Raw genomic sequence first — 14213 nt, 5'->3', positions numbered from 1 at the left:
TAAACTGATAGCTATAAGCGCGCTAGCAAAGAACGACGCGACATGTGTAGGCGGTGCGTGAAGGCAGTTAACAGGGGAAAGGAGTGGCCAGCATGCACTGGCCACAGCAGTCTTATTGACCTCTTAAATGTTTATCAAGAAAAGACAGGTACGCATTGGCCGCTGTAATGCGGTTTTCACGCTTACTAAAGCCGTGGCCTTCGTCGGGGAAGAGTACATACTCAACTGGCACTCCGTTGGCTTTCACTGCGGCAACGAGCTCATCGCTTTCAACCTGCAGAACTCGGGGATCATTGGCTCCTTGTACCACTAATAACGGTTTTTTGATGTTATCTGCGTGGAACAACGGAGAGATACGACGATGACGCTCTTCATCGGTGGCCGGATCGCCCATCTCATCGTAGAGTGCCTTTTTGTAGCTCTCCCACCAAGGTGGAATGGATTTCAGTGTCCGCACCCAGTTAGTAACGCCAAAGATATTAATGCCCACTTCAAACTCGTCAGGGGCAAAGGCGAGTGCTGCCGCCGTCATATAGCCACCGTAACTGCCGCCGATAATGCCAATCTTATCGTTATCGACCCAATCCAGCGTTTGTAAGTGCTTTTTGCCGTAGATAATATCTTGTAAGTCTTCTTCACCGTGTTTTTTGTCATCAAGGTGAAAGAAGGTTTTGCCATAGCCGGCACTGCCACGGTTATTCACTGCAAAAACCGCGTAACCTTGGTTCACTAAGAACTGTCGCATAGCACTATAACCCGTGCGACTTTGGCCACCTGGGCCACCGTGCACCCAGACTAATGCCGGGACTTTATTCGTGGCTGAGGCCTGCTTAGGCTTGTATAAAATGCCGGGAATGGTGAGTCCATCAAAGCTTTTAAAACGGACCACTTCGCTGCTCACGAGGTTTTCTTCAGCAATGTTTGCACTCAGGGTGTTGGTGAGACGCTGCGCTTGATCGCTGCCAATTCGCCATACATATAGATTGCGTGGGCTGGTATCTGAGCTTAAATAAAATGACATGATTTGTTCATCATCACTAAATTCGACGCCACTGAGCGTGCCTTTAGGCAGTGTTGATGGCAACGCCAGCTCTTGGTTTGTCTTGGTGTCTAAAATCGTTACCTGGGTGCTGGCATCGGCATTGACGGCGCTGACGCGGTATCGTCCAGACTTTGAGTACTCCATAAAACTGACATCCCAGTCGGCGTCCAAAGCAAGTTCATGCTCTTGTGTGGCCAAGTTATAGCGCCACATCTGGCGAAACTCGCCTTTTGCATTCGTAGTGTAATACAGTGATTGCCCATCAACACTGAAACTCCAGGCGCTATACTTGGCTGGTTGCTCGTGAGCACTGAGAAGTTTAGGGCCTTGATCCGATGCAGTATCCAGTAGGTAAAAATCACTATCACGGTTATCGTGATGCTTAGTTAGCGCAATATAACGGCCATCTGGGCTGATGGCACTGACATCAAGCCCCGTTTCGTTGGTATAAACACGCTGAGACTCATAACTATTGCTATCGAATTTGTATAAGTCCATAAACTTGGCGTCACGCTGGTTGCTCAGCACATAAAAATGTTGCCCGTCTTGGCTAAAGCCTGCAAATGCCGCGCGGGTCTCTTCGCCGGGCGTTAAATCGGTGATCTCGCCTTGCTGATCGCGAACAAACACGTGGGTGCGCTCGTTACCCCCGCTATCTCGGCTAAACAGAATTCGGTCGTCCTTGGGGAAAAATGCCAGTGCATAGGTGCTGTCTTTGGCATCGGTTAGCTGTGTGCGGACGCCGGTTTTAATGTCTACCTCATAGAGGTTAAACACCCCATTCTCATCACTGCTCAGTAGCAGTTTATCACCACTATGGTTGATGCTATTGCCCCTTAAACTTACGGTATCGTAGAAGGTCTCGGCACTGTAAGTTTGGAACTGGCTTTGCGTTTGTACACTTTGTAGCTCGTTAGAAGCGCTCTGCTGGCATCCAGCTAGAGAGAGCGCGATGGCGCCTGCTAGGGCACTGGCAATAAAATGCTTCGCTATCATAAATATATATCCTGTTAGTTTTTTAGGTATTGTTATTTTCGCTTTTAGTGTTCGGGTTCACGCTGGGAAAAGCAAGGTTAGGCAGGGTCTTTTTTAGGTGCAAATTGTTAGCAAATTTTGCAACAGCCATAAAAAAGCCAGCATATGCTGGCTTGGTGTCGTGGAAAAGTGCAATTGTGCACAAATTATTAAGCAGCAGACGCCTTTTTGTTTGGTCGTCTACGCGCCGCTTTACCCGCGAGTAGGTCGGCGGGATCAAAGTCATCAACGTTGATCACATCCAAACGTTGCTGCTCGACATCGCGCAATTGATGGGCTTCTTGCTCACTGAGCACGCCTTCATCAAGGCCCATTTGTGCCACCTTATCAAGCTGAGTGAAAGGCAGCTTTTTGCCCGTCGCGCGGCATACCTTATCGAACAGCGGCTCCACAGCAAGAATGTTGCGTAGTGTCTGCTCTTGTTTACCGAGTAGGCTGTGTGGGCCATCGGTTAAGAAGATATGCTGTGACAAGCGCTCACGAGTCTCGTTAGGCGTTTGCAGTAGCTGGGCAATAACATGCTCTTGCTTATCGGTTGGCTTGCGCACTGGGCGGCCCCAAGGGAACAAAATAACCTTAAGCACACCGCGCAAAAACACTGAGGGCATGTTATTGATTAAATCAGCCAGCGCACGCTGACAGCGATACAAGTATTCCTGACAGGCCCATTTAACTAATGGCAAATCTTCTTTGCGGCGGCCTTCGTCGTTGTAGCGTTTCAAAGTCGCTGATACTAAGTACAGGTAACTTAGCATGTCACCAAGGCGCGCAGAGATGCGCTCTTTGCGTTTTAGTGAGCCACCAAACACCGCCATACAAATATCAGACATCAGCGCCAAAGAGGCACTGAAACGCGCTGCATCGCGATAAAACTCAGTGGTTTCATCTTTATAAGGCACGCTGGTAAAACGCGCTCCGGTTAATGCTAACCACTTCGTACGTACCAAGTTAGAAATGGTGTAGCCGATATGGCCCATTAGGGCATTGTCGAATACATCCAAAGCTTCATTGCTGTCTTCGATGCTGCAGGCATTCAGCTCGGTTAACACAAACGGATGACAGCGAATCGCGCCTTGACCGTAAATAATCATGTTACGAGTGAGGATGTTGGCGCCTTCTACGGTGATCGCAATAGGGGCGCCTTGATAACCTCGGCCAAGGTAGTTATTTGGTCCTAGGCAAATGCCCTTACCGCCATGAACATCCATAGCATGCATGGTGGACTCTCGCATTTGCTCGGTCAGGTGATATTTCAAAATGGCTGAAATGACAGATGGCTTTTCACCTAAATCAACCGCGCCGGTAGACATACTGACCGCCGCATCACTGGCATAGGCGTAACCGCCCAGTTTCGCCATAGCTTCTTCAACACCTTCCATTTTGCCAATGGGTAGGCGGAATTGGCGGCGAATACGGCTGTAAGCACCGGTGGCAACAGCAAGCGATTTAATGCCGCCCGTTGAATTTGAGGGTAGGGTAATAGCACGACCAACCGACAAACACTCAACCAGCATACGCCAGCCTTGACCAGCCATTTTTGGACCACCAATAATGTAGTCTAATGGCACGAAAACGTCTTCGCCTTGGGTTGGACCATTTTGGAACGGCACATTCAAAGGGAAGTGGCGACGGCCAATTTTAACGCCTTCCATATCGGTTGGAATAAGCGCACAGGTAATGCCGAGTTCTTTTTCATCACCCAGCAAGCCGTCTGGATCACGCAGCTTAAAAGCAAGACCAAGCACTGTCGCAACCGGTGCAAGTGTGATGTAGCGCTTGTTCCAAGTTAAGCGAATACCAGTCACTTCTTCGCCGTTAAATTCACCCTTACAGACCACACCAAAATCAGGAATGGCACTGGCATCAGAACCCGCTTCGGGTGAGGTCAGTGCGAAGCATGGGATCTCATCACCTTTAGCCAAACGAGGGAGGTAATGGTCTTTTTGCTCTTTGGTACCATAGTGCTGGAGTAGCTCGCCCGGGCCTAATGAGTTAGGGACACCGACAATTGACGATAACAAGGTCGACTTACTGGTGAGCTTTTGCAGCACACATGATTGGGCGTAAGCTGAGAACTCTAAACCACCAAATTCTTTTTTGATGATCATGGCGAAGAACTTATTGTCCTTCAGATATTGCCAAACCTCTTCGGGTAAATCAGTAAGCTCGTGGGTTGCTTCCCAATCGCTAAACATACCGCACACTTCTTCCACGGGTCCGTCAAGGAAAGCCTGCTCTTCAGCGCTCAGCTTTGGAATGGGGTACTGGTGTAGTTTATTCCAGTTAGGACGACCACAAAAAAGATCCGCTTCCCACCATGTAGTACCAGCATCAATGGCTGACTTTTCGGTATCTGACATCGTCGGGGTGACTTTTTTAAAAGCCGCAAAAAGAGGTTTTACGAGGTATTGCTGTCGAACTGTCGTTACAGACAGAGGCACGGCAATAACTAAAAAGATAAGCCAGCTAATGATACCGAAACCACCGGCAATGGTGCCGACAATCATTGTTGCAACGGCAAGACCGAGGCAGGTATTAAAACTGGCGCGATGGTAACTGGCGTAAGACAGCACCACAATAAGCGCAAGTATAAAAAAAAGAAGTGTCATAATCTGATTCCTTGTTAGAGGTCTGACCACTAGCAGCTAGATTAGCGTTACTCAATTAGGGTTGCAAGCCCTCTTGGACTAATTATAGGGTGCTTGCACCTTTTATCACTGACAAATTTTAGTCGATGATAACAAAGGTGATAGGCTCTACTCGTTTTATGCTCAATCTAGTACGTACAAACGGTAATAATGGCGTAAGTCTGATCATTTTAAAATGGGCTGTGCACCTTGCCTTCTCGTTATTTATTCAATAATCAAGTGGTAAGAGTGCAGCCAGATAAGCAGGGGAAAGTTTGAATTTGGCTCTGGCTTTTAACCCCTTGGCGTTTTTGTGAAATAATAGCAGTATAGAAAGCTGGCGAATAACCCCTTACTACTAGTTGCACAGCTTGAATACCAAAACATGCTTGTTCTTAAGCTAGTTTATCTTTGATTTTATTGGGAAGTGTTAAATGTGTGAGTTGCTTGGCATGTCTGCCAACGTACCAACAGATATTTGTTTTAGTTTTACCGGCTTGTTAGAGCGTGGCGGAAATACGGGCCCGCACAAAGATGGATGGGGGATCACGTTTTATGAGGGTAAAGGGTGTCGCTCATTTAAAGACCCATTGCCGAGTAGCGAGTCGGAAATAGCCAAACTGGTGCGTGCGTATCCCATAAAAAGTAAGTCGGTGATCAGTCATATTCGTCAAGCGAATCGTGGACGAACTTGCTTGGAAAACACCCATCCGTTTACTCGCGAGTTGTGGGGTAAGGAGATAACCTACGCGCACAATGGTCAGCTCTCAGACTACAGTGATTTAAAGCCCTCTTACTATCGTCCTGTTGGTAATACCGACAGTGAGCTGGCGTTTTGCTGGTTGCTCGACAAAATTCGTGAAAAGTACCCCACAAAACCCAGCAATATGGCGAGTGTTTTTCGTTACGCAGCCAAACTGGCGCACCAACTAAGAGAAAAAGGCGTATTTAATATGCTGCTAACCGATGGTGTGTTTGTACTGGCGTATTGTACTAACAATTTGCACTGGATCACTCGCCGTGCACCTTTTGGTAAAGCCACGCTAATCGATGCTGATATGGTGGTTAACTTTCAACAGGAAACCACACCTGATGACATAGTGACGGTCATCGCAACGCGGCCATTAACCAATGATGAGCGTTGGCAAAAAATGCAACCTGGCGAGTTCGTCTTGTTTAAGTTGGGCGAGAAAATTTAGCGACGTACTTGTTTAAATAATGTGAACAAATAAAAAGCCATCTATACTCGGTGCACGCGTTGCCCTAACTTTTGGGCCTAAAAGATTAAAACCAGCGAGTAGAGTAGGATGGCTTTACCTTATATTCATTACCCTTCAAACCCCATCGCCAAACCGCCGTGTGGCATGAAAGATGCGCGCATGTTCGGCTTTTTCTTAGCAGGCTGTGAGCAAAAAATGCAGCACTTTGTTGATACCACGTTGAATTCAATCGACTCCTCACCTTACTTTTTTAAAGTACTGGGCTCATCGCCATTACTAAGCTTTACTGATATCACCCGCATCGCTTCGTTGCAGGCGCCCTTTAGTGAGTATGGCTGGATGCAAGAGACTGATATCATCATCTGGTTGCCTGTCGTCAAACAAGCAAAGGGTGACGACCGCGCTTTGCATCTATATTGGTTTCCTGCCTTTATCTGTGTAAATAACATTAATGCTTTAATTAATGGCCGCGAGATTTGGGGTTATAACAAATATTTATGTCGCTACAGCATGCCCGAGAATAAGCGGGCAAACAGTGACTTTTCGCTGCAACTAGAAACCTTTCAACCTTACCACCCAAACACGCAAATGGCCTGGCATGAGCTATTACGGGTTCGTAGAGTGGATGATAATGACAATTGGCTAAGCGAAGCGTATGAGACGACAAAAGAGATAGCCGAGTTATTGTCGCAAGGAGCGCAAGGGGCGCACCTGAGCAAAGAGCTCATCAAACAGTTGTTAGGCGGAGTTACACACCCTTATTTAGATCAAATTTTGTTTAAACAATGCCCGGATGGAATGGCCCAAAACAGTCTTTACAGCGCCGTGCTGCACTCGCCCTCAACCATCAATGCGATTCATGAGGTGGGGTTATTAGAAGGGGAGTATGAGGTTGATATTCGCCATCTTGATGCGTTTCCACTGCAGCAACTCTTTGGTATCGCTACAGGTAAGCAATGGGCGCGGCTGCCTTATTACGTCAATATGGACTTTGAGCAGGCTGGAGCAAGGGTAATTGTGGAGCAAGGCTATGTCTGAGCAGCAAAAAATCGCGATTCTTGGTGGTGGCGTCAGTGCTATGACCGCTGCTGTGTATTTAACGGAAAAAGCCAATTGGCAACAACAGTTTGATATAACCGTGTATCAGCAAGGCTGGCGTTTGGGTGGTAAAGGCGCCAGTGGTCGCAACGCAAATATGGGCCAACGTATTGAAGAGCATGGCTTACATGTTTGGTTTGGCGCCTATGTAAATTCGTTCCGCACCATAGAGCGAGTTTATCAAGCACTGGATAGACCTGCGACTCACCCTATGGCAACGTGGCAACAGGCATTTAAACCCCACGACGTTATCGCCTTACAAGAGCATATTAACGGCCAATGGCAGCCTTGGGCCATTGAATTTCCACGAATCGAGGGGAACCCTAGTGCGGGCACTTTGGATTTACACTTTTGGCAAATTGCTCGGCTTTTGGTCGCCTGGCTAGAGAAGTTTGTCGGCGATATAGAGCATGAGCTGGCACATAAACCTGTACTCACCACTCGGAAGCGGCGTGATCAGCATCTTTTAGCCAGCATTATGGAGCAAGTGCAAAGTACCTTCAGCAGTATCACTCTGGAGGTAAGTCAGTTTTACACCGAGCTACGCCAAGATGCGCAGCAGGTTGTTTCTAACCCTAGGTTATTATTAGAGCAGCTCAGTGCTCTACTCAATTTGCGTGTTAACGACGAAAGCTTTAGTCACAAGCCGGATCGTTTGGGAACTTGGTATATTGTCCGTAAGCTTAAGCGCTGGCTTCGTGAAGAAGTTCGTGAATTACTCGATGACAATGCGAAGCTGCGTCAAGCCTATATTTGCGCCGATTTAGCGATTGCCATGTTGGTTGGTTTAATACGCGACAAAATTCATGAGCGTGGCTTTGCCAGTATTAATGACCGTGATTTACGCGAGTGGCTTAGCGATAATGGTGCAGACCCACACTTTAGCGTTGATAGTGCTCCAGTAAGAGGGTTTTACGACTTAGTGTTTGGCTACCAAGATGGCGATTTTAGCAAACCGAATGTGGAGGCGGGGGTTGCAGCCTTGGCTATCCTACGAATTCTGCTGTGTTACCGTGGCGGCGTAATGTGGAAGATGCAAGCGGGAATGGGCGATGTTATTTTTGCGCCCATCTACGAGCTATTAAAGCAGCGCGGCGTAAAATTTGCCTTTTTTCATCAGGTGCAGCAATTGTATCCCGACAGTAGCGGGCGCTTTGTGCAAAAGATTGAGCTGTGCAAGCAAGTTGATCTTAAGCACCCAGATTATCATCCTTTAGTGGATATCCACGGCTTACCTTGCTGGCCAAGTGAGCCGTTGTATACACAAATTAACGCAGACCAAGCGCAACTATTAAAGACCCACAACATAAACCTAGAGTCACATTGGAGTGATTGGGAGGCGGTGTATGAGCGTCATTTTTCTGCACCGCTTGAGCGCATTACCCTTGAGCGCGCAGTGGACTTTGATCATGTGATATGTGGTGTATCAGTGGCAAGCATGGAGCATATAGCGCCAGCGCTTTTAGCAACAGACACTCGGTTAGCGACGAGTGTTAAGGAGCTTGGCACCGTGGCGACCCAAGCAATGCAGTTGTGGCTAAATAAAGACGACCGGCAGCTAGGTTGGCAAGCATCGACAAAGCCGCCTATCCTCAGCGCGTTTTCCAAGCCCTTCGACACCTGGGCCGCGATGGCACACCTATTACCTTGGGAACAGTGGCCAGAGGATAATCAACCAGTTAATGTCGCGTATTTTTGCAGCGCGTATACGTGCGCTGATTTCCCTCCCGCGAGCGACACGGGCTTTGTGCAGCAGCAATTGCAAAACGTGAAAAACAATTGCCTCAACAAACTCAAGCACAGCATGCATTATTTGTGGCCAGAAGCTGGCGATAGTGAAGGCTTTCAATGGCATACTTTGTATGCTCCTGCGAGCGCACAGGGTGAGCAACGTTTTGATTATCAGTATTGGCGCGTAAACCTCGACCCCAGCGAGCGCTATGTGTTGTCATTAACTGGCACGAGTCAGTACCGTTTGCATACGCAAGAAACCGACTTTAGCAACCTCTTCATTACTGGAGATTGGATTAGCACCGGCGTTAATGCCGGTTGTGTAGAGGCGGCGGTGATGGCTGGCATGCAAACAGCGCGGGCGCTATCCGGCGTGCCAACCCATATTAGTGGTGAGCGCGGCTTTTTACCTTGGTAACACGCTACTGTTATGACGAGGTTTCTTCTATACTAAGATCAATAATTAAATTAATGCGTTATAAAAAAATGACTTGGCAACTTAAGCGGACTCTGCTGTGTATACCTTTTGCTTGTACGACGGTCGCACAGGCTCAACAAACTTCAGCTGATGAGCAGATGGAAGTGATCGAAGTGTACGCGCAAAAACGGGCTCAGCAAGCCAGTGAAGTCGGTGTATCGATTACCTATATCGGCGAGCAACAGCTCACGGATGCGGCTATCAAAGATACCACCGAGTTAGGACGGTTCTCGGCAAATGTGAAAATATCGCAAAATGCCGCCGAAGGTACACCGCCGGCCATTAATATTCGTGGTGTCGGGCTGATTGATTACAATACCGCTAATACTTCCCCGGTCGGTTTGTATGTTGATGGGGTTAACAGCGGCTCTGCCAGCCATCAAATTGCTAATCTATACGATATACAGCAAGTGGAGGTTCTTAAAGGGCCACAAGGTACGCTTTTTGGCCGTAACACCACCGGGGGGGCAATTTTAGTACGCACTGCACGCCCTGAGTTCGATAACTACGGCTACGTCAAAGGCGCTATCGGCAGTGATGATTGGCGTCAAGCGCAGCTGGTGGGGAATATGCAGCTGTCCGAACAGCAAGCTTTGCGAGTAGCGTTAAATCATCAGAAATATGATTACACCAGTTATAACCTAGCCCAAGCTTACCCCGAAGCCGGCCTTGAGCAAAATGACGCCCGGGTTAGTTATTTAGGGCAGTGGCAACAGCTCAATTGGTTCACTAAAGTTGAGTACAGTCGCTGGCAGGGACTGACACAGCCTGTCGGAAACATCGGAATCATATCTCCCAGCGATGGCTCACCTTGTACATTGGCTCAAATTAACCAAGGTGAATGTGTTGACGCATTTGGTTTTAATGATGGCAGCGATGACTTCTGGGCGGTGAAGGTAAACAACAACAATGCTCATGAAACCACCCGTTGGGGACTCACTAATGAGTTAGGTTGGCAAGTGAACACTCACTGGCAAGTGCTCTGGTTACTGGGAGTGAGCGACCTTGAGCGCGACCATGGTTTTAATTGCGATGGCTCGCTCGCGCGGTTGTGCGAAGGAAACCTCGGGTTGCAGACACGCAGCTTGAGCAACGAACTAAGACTGCAAGGGCACTATCAGCAGCATCATATTACCTTGGGTGCATATCAGTTATCCGAGCAAATAGAGCAGTTAAATAACAATGATTTGCTGCGTGACTTTCGCGGCATCTTAGATCCGAGCCTGACGGCTAATTTTTTATACGATAACGAGATAGACACTCGCTCTTGGGCACTGTTTGCTCATGCCCAATGGCAGTTATCGCCGCGTTGGGCATTGGTAACTGGGGTACGCTACAGCGATGAAACTGTCGAGTATGATTCGGTCTCCACACTCAATGTGCCGATTGCCGCAGACCCTCAAGGCGGTATCACCATTGATTACTACCAAGTCAGTGGACAGCAAGATGATGACGGCGTTTCTACGGAGCTGGCGCTGCACTACACTGATAGCCGTGATAACCTTTATTATTATCGTTATTCAGACGGCCATAAGAGCGGTGGCTACAATGGCGGTTTCTTATCTACGCCAGAGCAGGCGCAACAGGCTAACTACGGACCAGAGCAGCTTAGTGCCCATGAGATAGGGTTTAAAACGCCATTAATGCGCTCAGGCTTTGGTTTTGATGGGGCTATTTTTTATTATCAGTACGACGACCAACAAGTCTTCATGAATCAAGCTTCAGCTAACCCACAGCAACCGCCTTTGCAATTGTTGGAAAATGTCGCTAGTTCGCGTATTAGCGGAGCGGAGCTGACAATGTATTATCGCCCTAAAGGGCCCTGGCGTGCACACTTAGCACTTGGTTATATCCCTAATGCAGAGTTTGAGCAATATACAGATCCCTTAGGCAACACCTTGACGGACCATAGGTTGCCATTTACCTCTAAGTGGAATATCAATGGCGCACTGGCTTACTCGTGGGCATGGACCAACGTCGATATGAGGGCGGGGGTGTCATTTGATTTCCAATCAGATTATTATTTTGATCAAAACGAAAACCCTATTGCGTCTCAAGGCGATTATATACTGTGGGATGCGCATATTGTGGCCGATTACCAGCAATGGCAAGCAAGGTTATGGGCAAAAAATGTGTTTGATACACACTACAGCCATTTAAAGTTCGATCTCAGCGAGTTTTTAGGAATGTATGAAGACTTCAAGGGCGAAGGCCGGCGTGTAGGTTTGGACGTAACCTTCCATTTTTAAGATAGATCCTTGAGGTTGTTGTGACGAGGCACTTAATACAGGTATTGATGGGGTTACTGTTGCTGATAAGTGCCCAGACACATTCGGCGAGTTTGCAGCACGTGGTGGTAACACAGAATTCCATGGATTTTGACGCGCCACCCCATTACTACCGCATCAGCGAAACAGCTCAATTACCGACATCAAAAAAACAGTTACTTAGCTGGCTGGAACAGCAGCCTAAAGTAGAGCGTCCGCAGTTATTTGGTGGGCGTTACGTTAGCGTCTACAAGGTCACGAATCAGTCTTCGCAGCAGCAATGGGTGTATGCCCCTTACAATAGCGTGGTATCTGTCATTAATACGCAGGTATTTACGCAATCAGGAAGCACGCTTTATCAAAGCGGTGAGCGCGGTCAGTATGAGTTTGCTTTTCACTATGGGAAAACACTCACCCTGCCGTTAGATGAGTCGGTAATTATCGTGACCGAGTTTCATAGCGCGGCATTTTATACCCCGCCAAAGATAAAGCTATCTACGCCGGGTGACTATCAGCAGCAAGCGATTTGGGAAAACCTCATCATGATGCTGTGTTTCAGTGTGGGTATTGTGCTGGGGCTCTACAACTTATTGATTTACCTAGGCTCGAAAGACAAAACTCATCTTTACTATGCATTTTTTACTGCTGCCTGGGTGTTTGCATGGAGTCACTTCTTTCATATTCCGAGCCAGCTTTTTGCCATCGACTTGACTGCTCTGCACTGGTTTGGCTTTATTCTAACACCTTTGGCTAACACCCTATTTTACATCCACCTGCTCAAGCTTAATGAGACCCACCCACGATTTGCCCGAGGAGCGTTAATCTTCTCATGGGTGTCGTTAATTGGTTTGCCAATAAGTGTAATCTCCCCCGGAGCTGGGTTTATTTGGGCCACATTCGCGACCGCGATAGCGCTGTGTTTAGGGCTTTACATTGGTATTAGACGAATAATGCAAGGCTACAAACCAGCCCGTTATTTTGTGTTGGCTTACATGTGTATGGCGCTACCAAATATGGTGGGTAACTTAACTAATCTTGGGCTATTGCCTTCGGTCAATATTAATTTGTATCACCTTGGTTTAATCGGTACAGCGTTGGATGCGTTGTTACTCGCTTTTGCCGTGGCCGACAAGTTTAGACTGATTAATGATGCCAATGTTGAATTAACTAAAAATCTTGAAGCAAAAGTGCAAGAGCGTACGGGTGAGTTGCAGGCGTTAACGGTTGAGCTACGGGATGCCAGCGAAGCAAAAACTCGCTTTTTGGCGAACATGAGCCATGAGATCCGCACTCCTATGACATCTATCATTGGTTACGCTGAAGGGCTGTTATTAGGGGATGTAAAAGCGAATGAGCAAAGCCAAGCGACCCATGTGATTGCACAAAACGCCCGCCATGTGCTTGGGTTACTCAATGATATTCTCGACATGTCGAAAATAGAAGCCAACCGTCTTGAGGTCGAAAGCGCGAAAACGCACTTATTTAGCGCCATAGGCCAAGTGGAGTCTATTCTTGGTAAGCAAATTCGCGATAAAGGTTTGGGATTTTCGTTGCATTACCACTTCCCATTGCCGGACTATATCTACACTGACGCTACTCGGTTGCGACAAATACTGTTAAATTTAACCGCCAATGCCTTAAAATTTACCAGTGTTGGCAGCATTAATATTGATGTTGCAGCAAAGGATGAGCGCCTTATTATCACCGTAAAAGACACCGGTATTGGCATGAGCGAGCAAGAACAGTTTCAGCTATTTGAAGCCTTCTATCAGGCGGACTCTTCCACTTCACGTAAATACGGTGGCACTGGGTTGGGCCTAAATATATCAAAGAGCTTGGCGCGCAAACTCGGTGGCGACATTGACGTGCAGAGTATTCAGGGGCAGGGCACCGCTTTTACTGTCGATTTGGCGCTTAAAACAACCGAGCAAACGCAATGGTTAGAGAGCTACAGCAAAGCGCTCAATGCGGATGAGCATAGTGAGGACTGTATCGCTCAAAGTGAGCTGCATGGCCATGTACTGTTGGCAGAGGATAACCGTGATAATGCCAAATTGCTGCAGCGTATATTGGAGCGCATGGGATTGCAGGTGACTTGGGTCGAAAACGGGCAGTTAGCTGTCACTCAGGCGTTGGAAAGAGACTTCGACCTAGTGTTGATGGATATCCAAATGCCCATTATGGATGGCGAGCAAGCACTGTCGTTTTTGCAAGCGACGGGATGTACTACGCCGGTGATAGCACTCACGGCGAATACCATGAGCCATGAAATTGAGCGATATTTAAAGCTTGGATTTGCGGATCACCTTGGCAAACCCATCGACAGAGAGCAGTTTGCTAAAAAGATTGCCCACTATCTCGCACTGCCGGAGCAATTTGTTGATATTGATTTGCCTGAGTCGGATATGCAGGCTCTTCGCGATGACTATGTATCAGGGTTGGCTGAGCAGCGGGTGCAGCTAGAAAACCAATCCAGATATGGGGACCTGATCGGGCTGGGTAAGTCTGTTCATGCCCTTAAAGGAAGCGCTGCAATGTTTGGTTTCGAGCAGCTTCAAGCGTTAGCGGAGCAAGCGGATAAGATATTAAAAGGTGAACACCCGGAACAGGCTATGGGGTTAATTGATGGCCTCATCGCAGAGCTGGCTAAGCTTGAGCACGATGCCCTTAAGCGCGACCCGAACTTATGTTAATGGGTCGCTTTTTCAAGGTAAA

7 protein-coding genes are annotated in these 14213 nt (G+C 47.8%); 5 read left to right on the top strand and 2 right to left on the bottom strand.

Going from position 1 to position 14213, the window contains the following annotated elements; genetic code table 11:
* Positions 1 to 112 precede the first annotated feature (112 nt).
* Both MHM95_RS03270 and fadE read right to left on the bottom strand, forming a co-directional pair.
* Entirely contained in the window at positions 113 to 2038 is a 1926-nt protein-coding gene (locus tag MHM95_RS03270) for a S9 family peptidase (protein ID WP_239384203.1), read from the bottom strand.
* Between the two features lie 188 nt (positions 2039 to 2226).
* Entirely contained in the window at positions 2227 to 4686 is a 2460-nt protein-coding gene (gene fadE, locus MHM95_RS03265) for an acyl-CoA dehydrogenase FadE (RefSeq protein ID WP_022946719.1), read from the bottom strand.
* Between the two features lie 452 nt (positions 4687 to 5138).
* Here fadE and MHM95_RS03260 point away from each other — a divergent pair, with 452 nt between their 5' ends.
* From MHM95_RS03260 to MHM95_RS03240, 5 genes are all read left to right on the top strand, one after another.
* Positions 5139 to 5903, top strand: a complete 765-nt coding sequence (locus MHM95_RS03260; RefSeq protein WP_022946720.1) for a class II glutamine amidotransferase — start codon at positions 5139 to 5141, stop codon at positions 5901 to 5903.
* 108 nt (positions 5904 to 6011) lie between these two features.
* Complete coding sequence (locus MHM95_RS03255; RefSeq protein WP_053910981.1) at positions 6012 to 6962, top strand: acetoacetate decarboxylase; 951 nt, start codon at positions 6012 to 6014, stop codon at positions 6960 to 6962.
* Positions 6955 to 9171, top strand: a complete 2217-nt coding sequence (locus MHM95_RS03250; protein ID WP_239384202.1) for an NAD(P)-binding protein — start codon at positions 6955 to 6957, stop codon at positions 9169 to 9171. The genes MHM95_RS03255 and MHM95_RS03250 overlap by 8 nt, the downstream gene beginning before the upstream one ends.
* Before the next feature lie 68 nt (positions 9172 to 9239).
* Entirely contained in the window at positions 9240 to 11480 is a 2241-nt protein-coding gene (locus MHM95_RS03245) for a TonB-dependent receptor (RefSeq protein ID WP_239384201.1), read from the top strand.
* 20 nt (positions 11481 to 11500) lie between these two features.
* Positions 11501 to 14191 carry a 7TM diverse intracellular signaling domain-containing protein gene (locus tag MHM95_RS03240; RefSeq protein WP_238319668.1) on the top strand — a complete coding sequence of 897 codons (2691 nt, stop codon included), beginning with the start codon at positions 11501 to 11503 and terminating at the stop codon, positions 14189 to 14191.
* Positions 14192 to 14213: the final 22 nt, after the last annotated feature.

Origin of the sequence: Pseudoalteromonas sp. CnMc7-15, assembly GCF_022347925.1 — a bacterium.
In the GTDB taxonomy this organism is placed as follows: Bacteria; Pseudomonadota; Gammaproteobacteria; order Enterobacterales; family Alteromonadaceae; genus Pseudoalteromonas; species Pseudoalteromonas ruthenica.
Note: the sequence above shows the minus strand (reverse complement) of the source record. Positions and strands in the feature narration are given on the sequence as shown.